A 21,374-nucleotide genomic window follows, 5' to 3' on the forward strand; every position below is an offset into this window, starting at 1 on the left:
GCTGATCCAAGTAAACGGTTGGTACTAAAGTTCAAAGAAGCTGCCTATTCCTTTTCCTTTCGTCCTAATTGCTTAGAGTGAATAACTTAAGGATCCAATTCTGCTCTCCTATCAACGAAGGGTTGACCTGAATTTTGTTAAATTATATATAGTGTTATAAAATTTTTCCAAAATGGACGCAAAAAAACAAATAGATAGGGAATACCGCATTAGCGAGTAGGAACGGGGTAACACAAGGAATAAGGGTATGATGTTAGACGTAGGCGGATATGACAGAAGAGATTTTTATCATGCGGGAGAGGTAGACGCAACAGAATCAAGTTCTTTATCACCCCGAATAGCGCGCAAAAATTTGGCTCCAGAAGTGAGAGAATACCAATTAGATGAAAATCTTGCCGTAAAGCGCTTCGTAATAAATGATCTAGCAAAAAATTTGATTGGTCAAGCTCTTAAAAGCGGGACATTGCACCCAATTGAAAAAGATTTATTTGAAGCTGCCTTTAAAGAATTATCCAAAAAACCTTCTAGCGAGGCTTTTTTAAAAACTGAACGGAAAAGCTTTCCAGCCAATGTGGTGCTTGTAGATACTTTTGTTAGAGAAAACGATAAAATTAAAAACGACAGTGGGAAACCATCTACTCACACCATTTGCCTATGGAAAAAAAAAGAAAATTCTTTCTTGCTGATCGACCCCACTAATTCAAGTTTTACCCAAGATTTTGAACGCATTTTAGAAGGTGAGTTCCGGGGCGTTCAGATAGAAATAAACCGACCTAATAAAGGAAAGTTTTACGCTTCAAATCTTGCTTGTCCTTTAATAGGAACTGAGCCCGATAAATTTAGAGATTGCATTGACATTGCCCTTAAAATTGCATTTAAGCTAAATGAATCTCACTTAGAATTGGGGTTCAATGGATTCACCTTGGAAGCAGACCTTAAGAAAATACAAACTAGCATCAACATTTTGTCCAATCAAAGTGCGGTTAATGAAGAGACATTAGGGAAAGCTAATGCTATATCTTTAAGAGAGTTACAAAGCTCAAATTCAGAAGAAAAAGAACGCGCCCTAAAATTATTAAAGGATAATAAAGAATATATAAAGTCATTAGAAATTCAAACGTTACAAGATTTAGAAGATTTGGATAAGGAACGAGAAAAATTAGGTAGGGGCCTGGATGAACTTTTGGAAAGAAACGAGCCAACTTTAAAAATTATTGGCAGGATTTCGTTTTCTAAATTTAATAAACTTAATCAACTTCAAGATAAAATTGACGAGCTTAACCGAGAACTTGCTGAAGCGCAGGCGTTCCCTAACTTAAAAATAACACTTGGTAAAGGAGATAAAACAGAGGATTTTTCCAAATTTATTGTAAATGAGGAAGGACACACAGGATTGCATATAGCTGCTAATAACGGGGAAAATGAGAAAGTTAAAAATTTTCTAGATACGTATAAGAAAGATCAGAAATTAATTGGTTTAAGAGATAAGTACGGCCAGACAGCTTTGCACTGGGCAGCAGCCAAAGGTAAAGCAGTAGCAGCTGATCTGCTTATTAAAGCAATGTCTCCTGAAGACATTGTTAAACCAACATTTGAACACAAAACTACCGCATTGCATTTTGCTATTCACCATGGGGATAATGAAATATTAAAAAAATTAGTGAAGAGAAAGATTTCTGATCTTTATAACATGGTCGATAAATACGGCCAAACAGCTTTGCACTGGGCAGTCGTTAAAGGCAATGTGGAGGCAGCTAGGTTGCTTATTGAGGTAATGACAGAAGAGGCAATCACTAAGCAGCTGCTTGAAGATGGCACTACAGCCTTACATGGGGCTGCTTGTAATAGCCATACTGGAATAATCGAGGCCTTAGTAGCTAATAAACGGTTTCCAAACATTTACGGCATGGTTGATAAACGCGGCTGTACAGCCTTGCATTGGGTTGCCAACAAAGGCAATGCAGAAGCTGCTAGGTTGCTTATTGAGGTGATGACAGAAGAGGAAATCGCCAAACAGGTGCTCGAATATGGCACTACCGCCTTACATGAGGCTGCTTATGAAGGCCATACTGAAGTAGCCAAAGTTTTACTAGCAGAGGAAAAGTGCCAAAAGCTCTACGGTATGGTTGATAAAAATGGTTGTACAGCCTTGCATGGGGCCGCTTACAAGGGCCATACTGAAATAGTCAAAATCTTAATAGCAGAGGAAAAGTGCCAAAAGCTCTATGGCATGGTTGATAAAAATGGTTGTACAGCTTTATATGGGGCAGCTTGTAACGGCCACGCAGAGGTAGCTAGGCTGCTTATTGAGATAATGGCAGAAGAAGAAATCGCTAAACAAACATCTGAACATGGCACTACCGCCTTACACGAGGCAGCTTACAAGGGCCGTACTGAGGTAGTCAAAGTTTTACTAGCAGAGGAAAAGTGCCAAAAGCTCTACGGTATGGTTGATAAAAATGGTTGTACAGCCTTGCATGGGGCTGCTTGTAACGGCCACGCAGAGGTAGCTAGGTTGCTTATTGAGATAATGGCAGAAGAGGAAATCGCTAAACAAACATCTGAACATGGCACTACCGCCTTACACGAGGCAGCTTACAAGGGCCGTACTGAGGTAGTCAAAGTTTTACTAGCAGAGGAAAAGTGCCAAAAGCTCTACGGTATGGTTGATAAAAATGGTTGTACAGCCTTGCATGGGGCTGCTTGTAACGGCCACGCAGAGGTAGCTAGGTTGCTTATTGAGATAATGGCAGAAGAGGAAATCGCTAAACAAGCATCTGAACATGGCACTACCGCCTTACACGAGGCAGCTTACAAGGGCTGTACTGAGGTAGTCAAAGTTTTACTAGCAGAGGAAAAGTGCCAAAAGCTCTATGGCATGGTTGATAAACGCGGCTTTACAGCCTTGCATGGGGCTGCTTGCAATGGTCACGCAGAGGTAGTTAGGTTGCTTATTGAGGTAATGGCAGAAGAGGAAATCGCTAAACAAGCATCTGAGCTTGGTACCACTGTCTTACACGAGGCAGCTTACAAGGGCCATACTGAAATAGTCAAAGTTTTACTAGCAGAAGAAAAGAGTCAAAAGCTCTATGGCATGGTTGATAAAAATGACAGCACAGCCTTACATGGGGCTGCTTACAATGGACATATTGAGATAGTCAAAGTTTTACTGGCTGAGGAAAAGTGCCAAAAACTCTGCCGTATGGTTGATAAACGAGGCTGCACAGCTTTACATTTTGCAGCAGACAACGGCCACGCAGAGGCAGCTAGGTTACTTATTGGAAGAATGAGCGAAAAGCAAATCACAAAGCAAAACTTTGCAGTTGGTGCTACTGCGTTACATATAGCTGTTTTTAAAGGCTATAATGAAATAGTTGAAGCTTTAGTAACTGAGAAAAAGTTTCCAAGCCTTTACGGCATGGTTGATAAACGCGGTCGGACAGCCTTGCAACTTGCAAAAGTCTCGGGCAATACGGAGGCAGCTAGATTGCTTGCTGAGATAGGAGAAGAAGATGAAATTGCTAAACAAACATCCGAACACTCTAATACTGCATGACATTTATCTATTTACTGCACTAATAGTGGAATAGTAAACCTTTTTATAGAAAAAATTCTAGTGCTTATTAATCTATCTGATAGGAACGGTTGGAAAGTGTTAAATTGGCAAAAGGCAAAGGTTAAACATTCCTTCACTCCCTTTCTAAAGTGCAAGCTCGCCATGTGTGACTGAGCCTACCGGATTATCTAAGAGGTGTCATAAGAAGTCTTTTAGATAATCCTGTATAAATATAGTTAAACGATAGATAAATTTTATCTTTCCCCTCATTTCTCGACTAATGAAATTAGTTTATTTTTCCTTTTCTTTTTCTACCTTTTCTACCTGTTTTTATAGCGGTTGGAGATGTACTTGAACTGCTTCAAACTGCCGATAATATTTCCATTAAGCACACGTTCACGGTAAAGTTGGCGATTATTCTGTTGCCCTCCTTATTCTCGCGTGTGTTTTAGGGCCCACAAGTCGTGCATTTTCCGGGCCGAGCTTCTTTTTCCTTCCGCTATTAAAAATTCTGCTTTTTATAGATTAATTTAAAATATCTACCAACTTATTGGATATAGATCGCTTGGATAGCCTTAAGAGCATGAAATTTTCGCCATCTAAGTTTTATTATTTTCAATTTCATAGCATCTCGCACACCTAAATAAAGCGAGTGTACTAGAAGAATTTAATTTCGAAAGCCCTCTCGTTTATTCTTCTGTTGCATTTAAGGATTCGGGCATAGATAGAATCCGCACATCGTGCTGCGGATAAGGCATGGTAATATGATGCTCTCGCAAAACAGTCTCAATGATCTCGAGATAAGTGGAAAACATATTTTTACGCGCAGCTCGTTGGTCAATCCACACGGCTAATTCCAGCTTCATGCCATACTCTCCAAAACCGGTCAAAAAAACAGCCGGTTCTGGAATCCCTGTTTTCAAAAGAGTCATCGGTTCTTTTTTGGCTGCGGCGGTAATTAACTCTCTTACCCGCTCTTTGTCCGTTCCATAGGCTACGCTAAAAGGGATGTGGAGTTGTTTAAAAGGATCGCTTAAGGTCCAATTGGTCACTTTAGTGGTGACAAGCTCTGCATTGGGCACCAATACCTCGATGCCGTCACCTGTGCGTAAAATCGTGCTGCGCACATTGATGGCGCGCACTTCTCCTATTACGCCGTTTTCAAGCTGTACCACATCGCCAATTTTTAAATTGCTTTCAAATAAAATGATCAAGCCAGAAACAAAGTTGTTAAAAATAGATTGCAACCCAAATCCCAATCCCACGCCGAGAGCTCCCGCAACCAACAAAAGATTGGAGAAATCAAAGCCAATCGACGAAAAAGCAACCAGGGTTCCAACTAAAAGAATGAGGTAATAGATCAATCGATTGACTCGATAAAGAACTGACTGTTGCACGCCCCGTCTTTTCTCTCCTAAGGTGGTGAGAGCTCTCACTACCAAATTGGATATCCAAAACGTTAAAAATAAAATAGTTATGAAGCGAAGAATAGAAAAAATCGTGACAGGATAATTTCCCACATAAAAAAGGGTATGCCCCATCGAATCCACGAGTGAGCTATAAGTAGAAGTTAAGTAAGAAAAAAGGCCTTTAATCCACTCGGGATGGTAAGCCAGGAGCGGGGAGACATTTTCTTCAAAACTTTCCAATAAAAAAGAGGCATCGGATAGTTCGCTTTCGAGATTGGAGATTTGCTGGAGGTTTTTTTTCCCTAGATTCACCAGCTGGTCGTGCAGCTGGCGCATATCCTCGCCATGGTTTTCAGGAGCCGGCTCTTTTAAGCATAAAATTTGCTCATTTCGTTGGGTAATTCCCTCGGCGCGTTTACGCCATTCGCTGAAAACTTTTTCATAGTCATTTAAGAGGGTTTTCCATTTTTTTCTTTCCTCGTCGAAAGTGGCGAGTGTATTTTCGTCGGGAGTGTGGGTCACTAATTGGGACAAATTGAGGAGTAAGGCTGTTTGAATATAGCGAAGCTGCGCCCCGGCCTCTTCAATGGCGGCGCTAAATCCTTGTAAAATGTTGAGCTGCTTTTTGACTTCAGGGGGGTTGCAAGAATTTAGCAAGGAAGCTGTCATAAAGCTTGCATCTTTTGTGCTTAAAATTTGCTTCTTTTCTTCCCACTCTTTTTGAGCAGCTAACATTTGGTGTTCAAATTTAGAGACTTCGGTATGGCTGCTCACCAGATGCTGCTTGGCATAGTCTTCTTCATTTTTGCGCAGGCCTAAAGCCGTTTTGACCGTCTCATAATTTTGGTTGAGAATTTCTAAGTCTTTTTTGTTAGCTTCTAATTCCATGCGGGCGGCTATCCATTCTAAGCCTTGCAGAAATTTAGCTTCAGAATAAGGGGAGGACCTGTCATAATTCACCACAAGTTTGTCGACTTTTTCTTGAATTTTTTGTACCAGTTGGGTTTTTTGATCCCGATCTTCTTCTGTGATTTTCATTTCTATGCGGTTTTTTCTTAGGGCGTGGTGAATATCCACTAAACGATCGATGGAATAAGTCGACGCTATAGGAGCCGCAATTTCGGTAGGTTTTGCTTTTACCGCCGTCTCTTTTAGATTTTGGAAATGGTTTTTAATGCTTTCCAGTAATTTTTGAGCCTCTTCTTGATTTTCGGGGGAGAGATTGCCAATTTGTTTTTTTAAGGTGGTAAAAAAATCTTCCCCATAACTCGGCTGCGCATTGTTTGCACGCTCAAAGTCATCCCACCATTTAGAAGAAAGGTTAGCTGGATCGAGAATTTCGGTGCGTGGAGAAGCCTCTGGATCATTTGCCGCTAGCGACCCAAGGGCTAAGGAAAAAATCAAGTAAAGAGGAAGAAAAAAACGCATGCTCATTACATTTTTAAATTTGTTTATTTAAATTATCCATTTAATTAGAAAAGCTGTGAAAGGTTGAAATTACAAAGCATTCCGCGTATACTTTTCTATTTCCCAAGAATAGGAGAATTAGCCTCATGTTACAATATATTTTTGATCCAATTACACAATTAACCCAAGAACTTCAAATTCCAGCCCGCCATATTGCCGCTGTGATTGAACTTCTGCAAGCTGGAAATACGGTGCCTTTTATTGCGCGCTATCGAAAAGAAGCCACGGGAAATTTAGACGAAGTGCAGATCAGAGATATCCAGGAGCGATACCATTATTTAAAAGAACTAGAAGAGCGCAAGCAATCTATTCTTCAGTCGATCTCGGAACAAGGGAAATTAACGGATACCCTCAAAGCGCAAATTTTAGCATGCCAAACCAAAAATGGATTAGAAGATCTCTATCTTCCTTATAAACCTAAAAGGCGCACGCGGGCCTCAATTGCTCGCGAAAAAGGGCTGGAACCTTTAGCAGAAAAGATTCTAGCTCAACCGATCGGAGAAGAAGCTCTGCAATTTGCTACTTCTTTTATTAACAGTGAAAAAGGGGTTGAAACCGCAGAAGATGCTTTTCAAGGTGCTCAAGATATTGTGGCTGAACAAATTGCCGAAACAGCAACCATTCGAGCTTTAGTGAGGGAAGAATTTGCGACAAAAGGGGTCTTAGTTTGTCAGGTGGTTGAGGGTAAAGATCAAACAGCTACGAAGTATGAACAGTATTACCAGTATCAAGAGAAGATCGCCAACATCCCTTCCCACCGCTATCTTGCCATTAGAAGGGGTGAGCGGGAGGGAATATTAGACTTTTATCTGGAGGTAGAAGCCGCCCCTTTGTTAGGCGAAATTGGCCGCCTAGCCAGGCTAAACCCCGCTTCTTCTTATCATCCTTACCTCCAGGCGGCTATTGCAGATGGTTACAAACGGCTGCTTGTTCCTTCTGTGGAAACAGATTTGCGGGTGGAGTTGAAAGTAAAATCGGATCGGGACGCCGTGCATATCTTTGCCGAGAATTTACGCAATCTTTTGCTCAGCGCTCCTTTAGGAGAGCATTGCGTGCTTGGGATCGACCCGGGGATGAGAACTGGCTGCAAATGCGCTACAATTGATGCCACTGGGAAATTCTTAGGAAATATGACGATTTATCCTTTCACAGGCGATAGCGAAAAAGCTGCCCGTGATTTTATGGCTTTTGTGGATAAATATACCCCCTTTGCCATTGCGATTGGCAACGGAACGGGTGGAAGGGAGACGGAAACCTTTGTGCGAAAAGTATTATCAGACTATAATAAACATTCTATTTTAGTCGTTTCTATAAGTGAAGCGGGAGCGAGCGTGTATAGCGCCTCTGATGTCGCTCGTGAAGAATTTCCCGACCTCGATTTAACGGTGCGAGGCGCTATTTCGATTGCGCGCAGATTGCAGGATCCCTTGGCGGAATTGGTTAAAATTGATCCCAAAGCGATTGGCGTAGGGCAATATCAGCACGACGTGTATCAACAACTTTTGCACGATCAGCTTAGCCAAGTGGTGGAAAGTTGCGTAAACCATGTAGGGGTAGAGCTCAATACAGCCAGTGCCTCGCTGCTTTCTTACGTTTCGGGCATTGGAGCCTCTGTCGCTGCAAAAATTGTGAAATACCGAGAGCAATTTGGGGCTTTTAAAAAACGGCAGCAGCTTTTATCTGTGCCTGGCGTAGGCCCTCGCACTTTCGAACAAGCGGCGGGTTTTTTGCGGATAAGAGGAGGAGAACATCCCCTAGATGCCTCTGCTGTGCATCCAGAACGTTATTCGCTCGTTGAGCAAATGGCCCAAGATTTACAAACTCCTTTGCATGCGCTGTGTGCAAATGGGAATTTGGTTAAACAGATCGATTTAAACCGGTATGTGACCGATCAGGTGGGATTGCCTACCTTGAGAGATATCCTCGAAGAGCTTAAAAAGCCGGGTAGAGATCCTCGCGCCACGTTTGACTCTGTTAAATTTCGAGAAGATGTTTTGACATTGAAAGATTTAAAAGAAAAGATGCAGCTTGAAGGGATCGTGACGAATGTCACCGCCTTTGGCGCTTTTGTAGACATTGGGGTTCATCAAGATGGCTTAATTCATATCTCTGAATTATCAGACCAATTTGTGAAAGATCCTTCCGAAGTGGTTAAAACAGGAGATAGAATTAAAGTGACTGTTTTAAGTGTAGATATAGAACGCAAGCGGATTGCATTGTCGGCACGCTCACAAGGGGGATCTTCATCCAAGCCTCCTTTAAACAAAGGAAAGGAGCCAACTAAGCAGGCTCTAAAACCCGCATCTAAAAAATTCTCTAACAACCCATTTGCCAATTTATGAGAAAGTGGTACGCCATATTATATGAATGCGCCCTAGCTATAGCCGGGGTGCTTGCATTACCTTGGCTTTTTTACCAAGTGGTTTTTAAACAAAAATACCGCAAAAGTTTTTGGAAACGGCTGGGATTTGGTTTCCCGCATATTCAAAAAGGACAGCGGCCTGTGATTTGGATGCATGCTGTTTCAGTGGGAGAGACAAAAGCAATTGCCGGTTTGGCGAAATTGTTTAAAGAACGCTTTTCCAATCCTATTTTAGTGATTTCCTCTATTACAGAAATGGGACACGAAGAGGCTAAGCGGAGCCTCCCTTTTGCCGATCATCATGTTTATTTGCCTTTTGATTTTAGCTGGATCATTAGGCCGATTGTAAAAAAAATTTCTCCCGACATAATGGTGGTATCTGAAACAGATTTTTGGTTTAATTTTTTGCACCAAGCTAAACAATTGGGCGCCTTTCTTGCCTTAGTCAATGGGAAGCTATCGGAGCGCTCTCTAAAAAGATACCAAAGATTGAGGGCTTTTCCTCTTTTCTCCTTATTTGATTTGTTTTGCGTGCAAAATAGGCAATATCAAAATCGGTTCTCCGCCTTAAATATCCCTACAGCTAAATTAGCTGTCACAGGGAATTTAAAATGTGGATCTATGCAGCCTTACCTGTCCGAAGAAGAGATGGTCGTATGGAGAAACAAGCTAAGCCTTACAGCCCAAGATCTGGTCTTAACGCTTGGATCCACGCATGAGCCAGAAGAACAACAGGTGTTAGAGCGTTTGCAGCCTCTTTTGCATAAGTTTCCCAAGCTGAAAATTTTGCTTGTCCCGCGGCATCCTGAAAGATGCCCGCAAGTGGCGCAGCTTTTGCATCAGCTAGAAATTCCTTATGCAAGGTATAGCCAGGCTTCCTTTAATCCCTGTGCAAGGGTGGTGCTGGTGGATGCCATGGGAGTTTTACTGAAGTGCTATCAACTCTCTCACCTGGCGGTCGTAGCGGGAAGTTTTACAGAAAAGGTAGGAGGGCATCATATCCTCGAGCCTTCCTACTATAAGGTGCCTGTCTTATTTGGCCCTTATATGCATTCGCAAAGGGAATTTGAAGCCCTTTGTCTTGAGCGGGGAGCTGGCCTTCAAGTGAATTTAGAGACTATCGCGCAGACGGTTGAAAGGCTATTAGGGCAGGCAGATTTACGCCAAAATATGGGCGAAAAAGGATTTCGATTAATGTTAGAGTTGCAAGGGGCTCACGAAATGACATTTAACCTCCTCCAAGAACAACTTAAAGCCTCTGAACGTTAAGAGAAGCCATTCTTTTATTTTTTTTTATTTCGCTTGAAACAAAATAAGCTCTTTTGTTATGGTATTGTTTCTTGATCGTTTAGATCGTGTTATCGCGGGGTGGAGCAGGGGTTAGCTCGTTGGGCTCATAACCCAAAGGCCGGAGGTTCGAATCCTTCCCCCGCTATTTCGGCGGTATAGCTCAGTCGGTAGAGCAATGGAATCATAATCCATGTGTCGTCGGTTCAAGTCCGGCTGCCGCTAAATCGTTCAAGTCAAATGTTAATTTAACCCATTTATTAGCCATTTCGGCTGTTAATTATCGCGGGGTGGAGCAGGGGTTAGCTCGTTGGGCTCATAACCCAAAGGTCGGAGGTTCGAATCCTTCCCCCGCTATTCTTTTGAATTTCAAGAGCGGTCTTCCCATAAAAGTTGACATCCTTATCCATCACTTTGCCTGTTTGGGTTAAAGTTTTCATCTAGCTGGCAAAAAGCTTTAATATTTTTCCATAAAAGGGATAGCGATGGAGTTCATGGTATGCTTCAGTAAAAACCAGGGGAGTTTTCGCATGTAAGGAAGGTGCTGAGCATAAATGGCCATATATTCTAAATAGCTCTCCGCCCGACGCACCTTTTTATAAAAAGAAGCCCCAGAGCTTTGATGGAGGATTAACCCTTTTTCCTTAGCTTCTAAGGTAAGGATGGTTGAAAGCAGCCGATAAAGTCCTGTAGAGGTCGGGAGCTGCGCATCATACCCGAAAAAAGGGGAGGTCATCAATCCATTGCGCATATAATATCCCACCACCCCATCAATTTTTCCCTCTTTTTTTAAAACCCGAAAGTGCATTAAATTTTCCTTAATTAAATGTTTCAAAAAATGAAGGTTAAGTTTGGGATTTAAATCGGAGTATTTATCGATATAAAGTTGGCTATACAAATATAAAACGCGCTCATACTCTTCATCAGCCAACTGGTTTTCATTTAAAATTTCATATTCGCTTTCGCGCAATAGTTTAAGATCGCTTTTAAAAATGCGCGTTTTGAAAACTTGCTCGTTTTTAGTGTCCGTTAAGAAAACCTGCCTGCTTACAATCATATCAAAGTCGTTATCTTTCAGGGCTTTTAATGAAAGGGCGTTTGTATAAGAATTGATGGAGCGAAAAGCAATGGCATGTGAGGGGAAAAGGTTTTTTAAAGTGTGCGAAATTAAGTCAATTTCTTCGGGGGTAAATTCAGTGGGGTATAAATCCGTGGAAAATAGCCAATTATTGACATACACCACTTGATTGATTTTCCCCGCTTTTAAAATTTTGCCAAATCCACTTAAGGCATTTTTCGCAAACGATTGGACCCATTTGCCTTCAATGAGATGCAAGGATTGGCTAGCGTAAGAAATATAATGGCCATAAGGGGAACACACATACGAGCCGGAATAGGTGTCTTTCGCGATAACAAGGGGCAAAATATGGTCATTGACTTTTAATAACTGCATTTCGGCATCGACATTGTCAATGTAAGGGGTCACCCCATTTTTAACTAGAGGGCTCAAAAATTTGCGGGCATACTCTCCATCAGGAGTGGCAGGCCATATTAGCTGATCGAGGGTTTTAGCATTAAAAATCTCGATAGAATTTTGTTTAAGTTTCATCCTCTTCCCTTAGTTTTAAAGTCGATAGATAAATTGCAAGTGGACTCCGTAATTTTTTATTTTAGTATCGGCAAATGAGAAGGGAAAACTGAAGTACCTTCCATAATGGCGCAGCTCATAAAAAGGCACTAAAGCGATATCCATATGGGCGCAGGGAGGGCTATAATGATAAGTAATAGGAAGCTCTGCGCGATGGCTTGTCTTATCTTGGATTTTGAGAGATCTGGATCCAAAGGCAGGATCGTGAGAAACTTTGCAATGAGCATTATACATGAACCAAGCTTTGTAATTAAGTCCTATCCCCAAGTTTGCCAAGACTTCCATATTCGATAAAAAACCGATTGCACAATAGGGATAGCGTGTGAGAAAATGTAAAAGAAGGGGGGAGGGGCGTCGATAGGCGTTTTTTTCCCAAATGTAGCCTATTCCCATGTAAGGTGTAAAGGAAAGTTGGCACCCACGCTTCTGTTGTAGGGTATATCCAAAACGGCCTTCCACGTTGTTATCAATAAAAGTGGATTTTAGCTTGTGCCCATTGCCAGAATGCCCAGTTAAAGTTCCTGCTGCCAACCGCCCCTCTAAACCCCAGTAAAAACCAAATCTTTTGATCCGTTCATAATTCAACCGCGCCCCATAAATCCAACCTGTTTGCTTAGTGCCTCCTTCGCGGGTTCTATGCACATGATAAAAGGTGGGACCGCAAGAAAATTTATGGAAAAGCGGGAGCGGTTCCCAGCAAGCATCTTCCTGCTCTACGGCAGTTAGAGTTAAGGAGTTGATAAAAAGGAGAGATAAAGTGGAAAAAATTGCAAAAACTGCAAAATAATGTCTCTTCATATAACCTAGGGGTTGCACAATAAAAGTCACGCCCTTAACTTTTATTGTAATTTTTTTCGTTATACCTGTGAAGGTATAGGTTGTCAACTTTTCGAGAAGAGAGAGGGGGCGGCGAATATTTTTTTTAAAATCACCTTGAACACAATACTCAAATGGACTATAGATCTTTTTTTATCTAGATTCCGGTGCAAAAGTACTTCCCGAAAAGATTGGAAACATATCCAAAATGCTATGTGAAGTGCGTTTTTAAATAAAGGAAATAAAAATGAAGGCCAAAAAAATTGCCTTATTAATGGCTAGCACAGTGACAACTCTACTTAGTTCGTCAGCTTTTACCCATGAAATGGTGCTAGATAATGCAGTGGGTGAAAAGACTGTGATTCAGATTCAAGAAAAAGACCATTTTCTATCGCTGATGGAGGTAGTCGGGGCTTATTTAGATTTGCAGGATGGGGAAGAAAACAGCGAACTTTCTCCTTCCGCCGAAAAAAATTTTAACATTGAAGTTTGCCTATCTCAAGAAGGTGTAAAAGCTAAAGTTTCAAAAGGCAAACAAATGCAGCGCAATTACTACAAGGGACTAACCCAGCAAGAAAGGGAGGATATTTGCTATATCGTTAAAACCTTAGCCGCTCATAATGTCCTTGAAATTTGGGGACATAAATCTGCTTTGAAAAAAGCCGGCGATCGGATTGACCATGTGCATCCCTTGCGCTTTCTGGAATGTATTTTTTCGGATAATGAGCTAAAGACAAGCGCTGCAAGTTTAAAAGGAAAAACGATGGTTTGGGATGACTTTTTAAAAGGGATAAAGAAAAGTCTTAGCCAGGAATTCAGAAACAAAAATTTAAGTGAACCGTTTATTCAAGACTTTGCCAAACAGGTAAATGTAGACCCCAATCTCCTTATTCCACTTATTCAAAGTCAAGAATGGGAAAAATTTGTGAATGTCCTAATTGCCAACGTACCAGGCACACAGGGAGATAATCGATATAATATGTAGAGTTTACCGCTATATCGCTTAATCAATCATAAGGAATGAGATCTTCAAATTTGCAAACGATGCTTTTTAGCCAATGGAGTAAGGATGCCTGATTTTTTTGAGAGACTTAATTATAGCTTTGGGAACGAAGATTGGCGTACAGAGCAGCAAGCCCTTAACATTCAACCACAAGATACAGTTTTATGTATTACAGCGAGTGGGGACCGGCCTTTACATCTACTTTTAAATGAGTGTAAAAAGCTCATTGCTGTAGATGCAAACCCTATCCAGAATTATCTTTTAAGTTTAAAATGCGCTGCCATGCAGGCATTTGAGTTTTCAGATTATCTGGATTTTTTAGAAGGATGCATGGAAAATCGCTCTTCCGATTATCTCCATGCGCTTTTGCCATACATGGATGAGGATGCTGCGCATTTTTGGATGCATCAACCCTCTCTATTAGATAAAGGGGTTCTTTTTCAAGGACATATCGAGCGAATTTTTAGGCATGTCTCCCGACTATTTCGGTGTTTAAGGCCTAAAAAAATCAAGCGCCTTTTTGAGTTCACCAATCTGGAAGAGCAAAAAACATTTTTGCGCACTGAGTGGGATACAACTTTTTTAAGAAAACTTTTTATCTTTGCTCTAAATCCGATTTTCCCCCGTATTTTTTTTAATGATCCCGGCTTATTTGCTCACGTGGATTCTACCATCCAAGTAGGGGCTTATATTTACGACCGTATGCTGCAATGCTTGCAAGGGTGCCTAGCAAGCGAAAATGCGTTTGTCTCCTTGATGTTTCAGGGAGCTTTAAAAAAAGAGTTTTATCCTCCTTACTTGACTGCGACGGGAACAGAAAGCATTAAACCTCGCTTAAATAAAATCAAAATTAAAACAGAAAATGTGATCAGTTATCTGAAAAAGGTTCCAGACCGAACTTTTGACGCTTTTTCTTTATCCGACATAGCTTCTTATATGTCTAAACAAAGCTTTGATGAGCTTATGCAAGCCGTTTATCGCACGGCAAAACCGGGAGCTCGTTTTTGCATACGGCAATTTTCTTCCAACCATCAAGTTCCTATACACCTCAGGCCTTATTTCCAAAGAGACGTAAATCTGGAGAAAAAGCTAGAAGGTGAAGATGGATTTTTTGTTTATCGTTTTTTTGTCGGCGAAATATTTGTCCCGGCGAATGAAAAAGCTCAGAGGGTTAATTGCCTTAAATCGGGAGAGCTGCAAGCGGTTGCAAGCTAACCTGCCTATCTCAACCCAAAAATGCATGCGTATGCTTCAGATCCCAAGGGATTATGCATTTTTGGGCTCCACGGTCTCTCTTTTATTGTCTTGCTTGCCTTTACTCTCTCTTTTTGGCTCCTAGCTTTTTGTTATCCCACTAGATCTTCCTCCTTATTTTTTGCGAAAATTTTTCACTGGCAGCAAAAATGAGGCCTTTTCTCCACTCTTGATAAAAACCCCACTTATCTAGCCTGGCGAGCTTATTTTTACCCTCAAATCAGAGGAAGGATAAGCAAAAGCCCGATCCATTTATTTAGAAGAATAGCAGGGTGCAAGATGGCTATTTTAGTAAAGAATAAAAGCTTACAAATAATAGAATTAGCAGGGATAAAACTTCATAATTTTCTCTTAACGGTAAGTTAAAATCAAACATTATTCTTGATATTTAATTAAATGTTTAAATATGAGTTATAATGCGCCTATTATGAAAAAGTTTATAACTGCTAAATAATGGAGGTTTAAAAGATGAAGCTTCACTTTCGACTTATACTCATGCTGATTTTGGCCTTAGGTTCAACAAACTCTCTTAGCGCCCGTCCTCTGGCTGCAAAAAGCTCGCAAAAAGAATTAACCGAAATGAATTATGAACTTTTAAAAAAAAGGCTCCATAAGAGTATAGAAGCAGGCTACACGGATCAAGCTTTAAAAGAAGTCAATGCTTTGATTTCTCAAAGGCCTGATTCTCCTTGGGGCTATAAGTTACGCGCCAATATTTACTTTTCTGACAAAAAGTATTCAGAAGCTTTAAGCGATTTTAATCAAGTTATCAAGTTAAGCCCCTCTTGTGCGAGTGCTTATATAGATAGGGCCATTGCCTATCTGGCCATGCAAGATCTCGATTCAGCCCTAAGAGATATTGAAAAGGCTATTGAAATTAAACCTATGAGCGCATTTGCTTACTGTGTACGCGAAAAGATCTATCTGGCAAAAGCCCAGACTGCCGCTAAAACTCGGGGCAAGAAAAAGTAATTTATCTTAGCTTTAGCCATAAGCCATCTCGCTATTATGGCTTATGGCTTCAATCAACTTTTGCATGAAAAAAGCAAAGTAAAAACATATCCAACCCTTTTTCAGCTGCTCACCTTTTTATTCAAGCGTAGCGTGAAAGCATAGAAATAGGTTAAAGTAGGTTTCATTTTATTTTTATCGAGGAGAAACAGATATGTTTGTGGATGGTTTTGTACAAAATAAAAGGTTACATTTTTCTGGATTGTCAGAGGATAACGGCATTCGAGCAGAAAGCAACGCCCTGATCCGTTGTGTGAAAAATATTCTAGCGCACTTGGGGATTGGAAAAGGAACGCTTACCTTAAGGAGTTTAAACAAAACTTGGCATCTCAACAAACAAAGTGCCCTTAATTGGATCTATAAGAATGGCGCAGCCGCAGATCGCAACACTTTAAGTGAGAAAAACAACCAAAATATCGTCGAAAAAATTAATTATTTGTATCTGAAAAAAAATGCGGAAAAAAGCCTAGGTGAAGCATGCTGCGATGCAGAATCCTTAAAAAATGCCAGCAAAGCGTATTTGGAGCTGGGATGGGCATATGAAACCGGAACGGGGATAAAGCAATCGTTTGAAGAAGCCTATAAGTGGTATAAAAAATCGATCGACATTGCAAACCAAATATTTACTGCTAACAAACCGATTTTTTATTATCTTGCGCGTTTAAAAGTGGGGAATTTATTAGATAAAGGGCTTGGAATAGCGTTTGATAAAACCTGGGCTTTCTCTCTTTATAAAGAAGCGTTTAGGGGGATTGAGCGTGAAGTTGGAAGTGAAGTCGGAAAAGGAAATCCTCAATTACTCGCTCTTCTTGCTGATATGTACGAAGAAGGAAAAGGGGCTCCAAAATTTCCCGAAAAAGCCACTGAGCTATATCAAGAAGCTGCTAAGCAAGGAGATGCTTATTCTTTGGCTGCACTAGCGATGAAATACTTACAGGGGAGTGGAATTGGCCGCTCAGAAGATAAAGCCTTTGCACTTGCTTCTCAGTCTGCCAAGCAAGACCACCCCTTTGGACAATATGCGTTGGGATTAGTTTATCACGAAAAAGGGAGAGCCAAAAAAGCGGAAGAATGGATTGCAAAAAGTGCCAATCAGGGCTTTGCTCTGGCCCAGCAAAAGCTTGCGCACATCTATGCAGCGCAGGGCCCAAGCTATGATACGCAAGTTGCGCAATTATATAAAAAAGCTGCCAGCCAAGGATTAGCCGAAAGCCAATATGAGTTAGCGAAGATGTATCAAGAAGGACTTAGAGGTTTTAAGCTTTCTAAGGAAGAGGCTGCCGCATGGTATGAGAAAGCAGCCCAACTTGAGCATGAAGAGGCGAGAATTGCTTTAGGAAGGATGCTTTGTCAAGGAGAAGGAGTTGAAAAATCGTTTGAAAAAGCTCTTTATTGGCTAAAAAAAGTGGAAGAAAACAATCCAAAAATAATTGAGAAAGATATTGTGCAGCTCATGAACGCTTGGGAGAAGCTGGCTAATGAAGGCGATCTGCAAGCTCAATTCGATTTAGGCTTGCATTATGAAAAAGAGGCCATCTTAAAATGGGATAAAGCTTCGTGGGAACGCTCTAAACTCGCGGCACACTTAAGAATCAAAGCAAGCGAGAATGATGAAACAGCGGGAGAGATAGACTGCGAAAAAGCGTTGCATTGGTATGGAAAAGCTGCTGAGCAAGGATCAGCTGAAGCCGACTATCTCATGGGGCGTTTGTTATCTATAAGAGACTACTATAGGATCCCAAAGGAAAACGAAGTGAGTAAATTTCTTGAATATTATAAAAAAGCCGCTAAGAAAGGGCATGCTAAAGCTCAATTAGAACTAGGGAAGTGTTATTTTGTTGGACTTACCCCTGAGGAAACATTGGAAGGCGCTGTCCATTTATTGAAACAAGCTGGAGGGAAAGAATTTTTAATTGAACAACAAAACTCTGATAAAGTTTTAGTGAATTGGAAAATAACGTTCTTATCAAAACTAGATCCTGCGATTGACTCCCATTCTTTAACTTATGCCGATTTGTATGAATTAACACAAAATAAGAGAAAAGAAGCTGAGGAAAAATCTCTCGACCACACCCCTATAGATGATGCCGTTAAGACATTAGAAAAATCGCTGCAAAGCCGTTTGAATACTCCCTTAAATTGGGGACCTGAATTGTTAGAAAAAGCCGATGAGCGCGTAAATTTTGCCAACCAAAAGCTATTGGGCGATGCGTAAGGTTTAGATTTTTAACAATCCTCTTTTTTTGAGCCATCTCAGGATGGCTCTGAGTAGGGAAAGCGGGACTTTAGTTGTGGGATTTCAACCATAGAAATGATGGGTCAATACTCAAATGCTTTAGACGCAACGGCTGAAATGGATAGAAGCTATAAGCGATTTCAATCAAGCCATCAAGCTAAGTCTCTCTTGTGCAAGCGCTTATATAGATAGGGCCATTGTTTATCTAGCCATGCAAGATTTCGACTTACCCACACACGATATTGAAAAGGCTATTGAAATGAAGCCCATGAGCGCATTTGCTTACTGCGTACGTGAAAAGATCTATCTGGCAAAAGCCTAGACTGCCGCTAAAACTCGAGCAAGAAAAAGTAATTTATCTTAGATTTAGCCATAAGTAATCTCTTTGGGATTGCTTATGGCTTTAATTACCTTTTTATAAAAAACAAAATCAAACTACATCCAGCGTTTTTTTTACATCTGCTCACTTTTTTAATTTTATGAATATTAAGTAAGTAGATTGCTTTAAAAACTATTCTCAAAAGATCGAATAAAATATTCGTATATTTTTTAATTAAAGATAGTGGGAAATTATAAAAATAAGTTAAAATAGTTTTTACCATTATTTGCGAGGAATAAAATGAATATTCATGTGACAGGTTTTGTACAAAATAAAAGGCTATATTTTTCTGAATTTTCAGAGGATAATGGCATTCAAGTAGAAAGCTCTCTCATCCGTTTTCTGAAAAATATCTTAGCGCACTTGGGGATTGGAAAAGGGACCCTTACACTAAGAAGTTTAGATAAAACGTGGTATCTCAACAAACAAAGCGCTGTCAATTGGATCTGTAAGAATGGGGAAACTACAGATGTCGCTCCTTTAAGTGAGAAAAATAACCAAAATATCGTAGAAAAAATTAATTATTTATATGTGAAAAAAAAGGCTGAAAAAGAGATAGCCGAAGCATGTTTGGATCTAGGATTATTATATGAGGCCGGAAAGGGGGTGCAGCAATCGTTTGAAAAAGCCTATGAGTGGTATAAAAAATCTGTTGAGATAGCAGATCAAAAGTTTGTTGTTAACAAAGAGATTTTCTATTACCTTGCGCATTTAAAAATGGCAAATTTATTAGATAAAGGGCTTGGGATACCGCTTAAGAAATATTCGGCTTTTCTTCACTATAAAGAAGCATTTGAGGGGATCGAGCGGGAAGCCGAAAGAAAAATCGGAGAAGAAAAACCTCAATTACTCGCTTTTCTTGCCGATCTGTACGAAGAAGGGAAAGGAACTTCAAAATTTCCCGAAAAAGCCACGGAGCTATACCAAAAAGCTGCTAGTCGAGGAGATGCTTATTCTTTGGCGGCATTAGCGCTGAAATACTTACAGGGGAGTGGAATTGGTCGCTCAGAAGATAAAGCCTTTGCACTTGCTTCTCAGTCAGCTAAGCAAGGTCATCCCTTTGGACTGTATGTGTTGGGATTAGTTTATTACAAAAAAGGGAGAGCCAAAAAAGCGGAAGAATGGATTGCAAAAAGTGCCGATCAGGGCTTTGCTTTGGCTCAGCAAAAGCTTGCGCAAATCTACGAAGCACGTGGCTCAAGCGACGATAGTCAAATTGCTCAATTATATAAAAAAGCCGCCAGCCAAGGATTACCTGAAAGCCAATATAAGCTGGCGCAGATGTATCAAGGAGGTCTTAGAGGTTTTAAGCTTTCTAAAGAAAAAGCTGCCATATGGTATGAGAAAGCTGCTCGCCTTGGTCATGAAGAGGCGGGAATTGCTTTAGGAAAGATGCTTTGCCAAGGGGAAGGGATTGAAAAATCGTTTAAAAAGGCTCTTTATTGGTTAGAAAAAGCAGGGGAAAAGAATCCTAAAAAAATGGAGAGAGACATTGCTCAACTCATGAACGATTGGGAAAAGCTGGCTAATGAAGGCAATCTTCGGGCTCAACTTGATTTAGGCAAATTTTATGAAGAAAAGGCCCTAAAAAACTGGGAAGAAACTTTGAAATGCTCTAAAGAAACCGAAGAAGGAATGGAGCACAAAGTAAGCGAGCATTATAAAGAAGTAGGGAAACAATTTTGGGAAAAAGCCTTGAAAGGGTATGAAAAAGCTGCTGAACAAGGATCGGCTGAAGCCGACTATCGAGTTGGACGTTTATTCGCTATAAGAAGGGAGCGTAAAATTCTAGCGGAAAACGCTGAGGAAAAATCCATTGAATTTTATAAAAAAGCCGCTGAGAAAGGGCATGCTAAAGCTCAATCCGAGCTAGGAAAGTATTATTTTTATGGGCTTAACCCCTCTGAAACCCTGGAAGGCGCTGTCCTTTTGTTGAAACAAGCTAGGGGGGAAGAATTTTTAATTCGGCAACAACGTTTAGATCAAGTCTTAGTTGATTGGAAAGCGAAGTTTTTATTAAAGATAGATCCTTCGATTGGCTCCCATTCTTTATCCTATGTCGGTTTGTATGGATTAATAGAAAATAAGAGAAAAGAATGGGAAGAAAAATCTCTCGACTACGCCCCTATAGATGGTGCCGTTAAAGAATTAGAAATGTTGCTACAATGCCGTTTGAATACTCCCTTAAATTGGGGGCCTGAATTGTTAGAAAAAGCCGATGAGCGTGTAAACTTTGCCCATCAACAGCTATTTGGCGACGTGGAAGAGATCGGTTTAGATTTTTAGTGAATGTGTACATAGCTTTTTTATCTATCCTAGTAGGGGGTATCAAAAAGCAAGGTTTTGAAAAAGCTCTAATGCTCAAATGCCTGGCTTACAAGGCGATCCAGCTTTTTCGCCTCTCAATAGCTTCAAAGCTGCGTATTAAGGCTGGTGTAAAAATTCACCTTAGGTAACAATATTATTTTTTATTAAAAGGAGTATCGACCATGAATTTTTTGCGAAATTTTTTTAGCCGGCTAAAAGATTGGGGTGAGCGTTTACAAGATGTTTTGTTGCTTGTGATAAGGCTTTTCTGGGGGTACAGTTTTTTTACCATCGGATATGGAAAGCTAGCCAGTATTGGCTCAGCTAGCGCATTTTTTGCCTCGTACGGCTTTCCATTTCCTACGTTTAGCGCGTACCTTGTAGGATCGGTTGAGTGTGTGGGCGGCTTGTTATTCCTACTAGGATTAGCCTCCCGCTTTTCTGCTTTTCTGCTAGGCATACTTATGATAGGGGCTTATCTTACAGTGCATTTAGAAGCGGCACGTCAGATTTTCCAAAATCCCCAGTTTTTTCTCAGCCAGACTCCCTTTCTTTTTCTATTTGCCGCTTTACTTGTGTTTTGTTTTGGTCCAGGAAAATTTTCGCTGGATGCAATCTTTAAAAGAGGGGCACAATAGC

The 21,374-nt window shown here is 40.6% G+C and carries 12 protein-coding genes and 3 tRNA genes; 12 read left to right on the plus strand and 3 right to left on the minus strand.

All coding sequences use genetic code 11. From position 1 onward, the window contains the following. Nucleotides 1-247: 247 nt before the first annotated feature. Nucleotides 248-3,556 carry an ankyrin repeat domain-containing protein gene (locus PARA125_RS05220; protein ID WP_213157677.1) on the plus strand — a complete coding sequence of 1,103 codons (3,309 nt, stop codon included), beginning with the start codon at nucleotides 248-250 and terminating at the stop codon, nucleotides 3,554-3,556. A 689-nt stretch (nucleotides 3,557-4,245) separates the two neighbouring features. Here the strand turns inward: PARA125_RS05220 and PARA125_RS05225 are convergent. Next, nucleotides 4,246-6,393, minus strand: coding sequence for a mechanosensitive ion channel domain-containing protein (locus PARA125_RS05225; protein ID WP_213157678.1), 2,148 nt, complete (start codon nucleotides 6,391-6,393; stop codon nucleotides 4,246-4,248). A gap of 125 nt (nucleotides 6,394-6,518) precedes the next feature. On the opposite strand from PARA125_RS05225, the gene PARA125_RS05230 reads away from it, so the two are divergent. The 5 genes from PARA125_RS05230 (at nucleotide 6,519) to PARA125_RS05250 (ending at nucleotide 10,438) form a co-directional block, all read left to right on the plus strand. Further along, a complete protein-coding gene (locus PARA125_RS05230) occupies nucleotides 6,519-8,774 on the plus strand; it encodes a Tex family protein (RefSeq protein WP_213157679.1) in 2,256 nt (751 codons plus the stop codon). Then, a complete protein-coding gene (locus tag PARA125_RS05235; protein WP_213157680.1) occupies nucleotides 8,771-10,063 on the plus strand; it encodes a 3-deoxy-D-manno-octulosonic acid transferase in 1,293 nt (430 codons plus the stop codon). Before PARA125_RS05230 ends, PARA125_RS05235 begins: the two co-directional genes overlap by 4 nt. A gap of 93 nt (nucleotides 10,064-10,156) precedes the next feature. Next, nucleotides 10,157-10,229: transfer RNA gene (locus PARA125_RS05240), tRNA-Met, on the plus strand. A 4-nt stretch (nucleotides 10,230-10,233) separates the two neighbouring features. Beyond that, nucleotides 10,234-10,306: transfer RNA gene (locus PARA125_RS05245), tRNA-Met, on the plus strand. A gap of 59 nt (nucleotides 10,307-10,365) precedes the next feature. Continuing rightward, a tRNA-Met gene (locus PARA125_RS05250) sits at nucleotides 10,366-10,438 on the plus strand. Nucleotides 10,439-10,538: 100 nt separating this feature from the next. On the opposite strand, the gene PARA125_RS05255 is transcribed toward PARA125_RS05250, so the two are convergent. Together PARA125_RS05255 and PARA125_RS05260 are read right to left on the minus strand one after the other, a co-directional pair. After that, nucleotides 10,539-11,690 (minus strand): hypothetical protein, encoded by a 1,152-nt coding sequence (locus PARA125_RS05255; protein WP_213157681.1) that lies wholly within the window; start codon nucleotides 11,688-11,690, stop codon nucleotides 10,539-10,541. A gap of 15 nt (nucleotides 11,691-11,705) precedes the next feature. Next, nucleotides 11,706-12,557 (minus strand): hypothetical protein, encoded by an 852-nt coding sequence (locus PARA125_RS05260; protein ID WP_349305681.1) that lies wholly within the window; start codon nucleotides 12,555-12,557, stop codon nucleotides 11,706-11,708. A 235-nt stretch (nucleotides 12,558-12,792) separates the two neighbouring features. Between PARA125_RS05260 and PARA125_RS05265 the strand changes: the two genes are divergently transcribed. The 6 genes from PARA125_RS05265 to PARA125_RS05290 all read left to right on the plus strand — a co-directional run bounded on the left by PARA125_RS05265 (nucleotide 12,793) and on the right by PARA125_RS05290 (nucleotide 21,373). Next, nucleotides 12,793-13,530 (plus strand): DUF8085 domain-containing protein, encoded by a 738-nt coding sequence (locus PARA125_RS05265; RefSeq protein ID WP_213157682.1) that lies wholly within the window; start codon nucleotides 12,793-12,795, stop codon nucleotides 13,528-13,530. A gap of 84 nt (nucleotides 13,531-13,614) precedes the next feature. Beyond that, nucleotides 13,615-14,763, plus strand: coding sequence for a DUF3419 family protein (locus PARA125_RS05270; RefSeq protein ID WP_213157683.1), 1,149 nt, complete (start codon nucleotides 13,615-13,617; stop codon nucleotides 14,761-14,763). A gap of 507 nt (nucleotides 14,764-15,270) precedes the next feature. Next, nucleotides 15,271-15,774 (plus strand): tetratricopeptide repeat protein, encoded by a 504-nt coding sequence (locus PARA125_RS05275; RefSeq protein WP_249274210.1) that lies wholly within the window; start codon nucleotides 15,271-15,273, stop codon nucleotides 15,772-15,774. Nucleotides 15,775-15,967: 193 nt separating this feature from the next. After that, the gene (locus PARA125_RS05280) at nucleotides 15,968-18,028 is read left to right on the plus strand and encodes an SEL1-like repeat protein (protein WP_213157684.1); all 2,061 of its coding nucleotides are present in this window, start codon (nucleotides 15,968-15,970) and stop codon (nucleotides 18,026-18,028) included. Between the two features lie 640 nt (nucleotides 18,029-18,668). Further along, nucleotides 18,669-20,714: an SEL1-like repeat protein gene (locus PARA125_RS05285; protein WP_213157685.1), complete on the plus strand. Its 2,046-nt coding sequence runs from the start codon at nucleotides 18,669-18,671 to the stop codon at nucleotides 20,712-20,714. 203 nt (nucleotides 20,715-20,917) lie between these two features. Then, nucleotides 20,918-21,373 (plus strand): DoxX family protein, encoded by a 456-nt coding sequence (locus PARA125_RS05290; protein ID WP_213157686.1) that lies wholly within the window; start codon nucleotides 20,918-20,920, stop codon nucleotides 21,371-21,373. Nucleotide 21,374: the final 1 nt, after the last annotated feature.

The sequence above is a fragment of the Parachlamydia sp. AcF125 genome, assembly GCF_018342475.1.
In the GTDB taxonomy this organism is placed as follows: domain Bacteria; phylum Chlamydiota; class Chlamydiia; order Chlamydiales; family Parachlamydiaceae; genus Parachlamydia.

What these genes read in the sequence shown, in the direction of transcription:
- PARA125_RS05220 (WP_213157677.1), top strand. Translation starts at nt 248, where the DNA reads ATGATGTTAGACGTAGGCGGATATGACAGAAGAGATTTTTATCATGCG.
- PARA125_RS05225 (WP_213157678.1), bottom strand. Translation starts at nt 6,393, where the DNA reads ATGCGTTTTTTTCTTCCTCTTTACTTGATTTTTTCCTTAGCCCTTGGG.
- PARA125_RS05230 (WP_213157679.1), top strand. Translation starts at nt 6,519, where the DNA reads ATGTTACAATATATTTTTGATCCAATTACACAATTAACCCAAGAACTT.
- PARA125_RS05235 (WP_213157680.1), top strand. Translation starts at nt 8,771, where the DNA reads ATGAGAAAGTGGTACGCCATATTATATGAATGCGCCCTAGCTATAGCC.
- PARA125_RS05255 (WP_213157681.1), bottom strand. Translation starts at nt 11,690, where the DNA reads ATGAAACTTAAACAAAATTCTATCGAGATTTTTAATGCTAAAACCCTC.
- PARA125_RS05265 (WP_213157682.1), top strand. Translation starts at nt 12,793, where the DNA reads ATGAAGGCCAAAAAAATTGCCTTATTAATGGCTAGCACAGTGACAACT.
- PARA125_RS05270 (WP_213157683.1), top strand. Translation starts at nt 13,615, where the DNA reads ATGCCTGATTTTTTTGAGAGACTTAATTATAGCTTTGGGAACGAAGAT.
- PARA125_RS05275 (WP_249274210.1), top strand. Translation starts at nt 15,271, where the DNA reads ATGAAGCTTCACTTTCGACTTATACTCATGCTGATTTTGGCCTTAGGT.
- PARA125_RS05280 (WP_213157684.1), top strand. Translation starts at nt 15,968, where the DNA reads ATGTTTGTGGATGGTTTTGTACAAAATAAAAGGTTACATTTTTCTGGA.
- PARA125_RS05285 (WP_213157685.1), top strand. Translation starts at nt 18,669, where the DNA reads ATGAATATTCATGTGACAGGTTTTGTACAAAATAAAAGGCTATATTTT.
- PARA125_RS05290 (WP_213157686.1), top strand. Translation starts at nt 20,918, where the DNA reads ATGAATTTTTTGCGAAATTTTTTTAGCCGGCTAAAAGATTGGGGTGAG.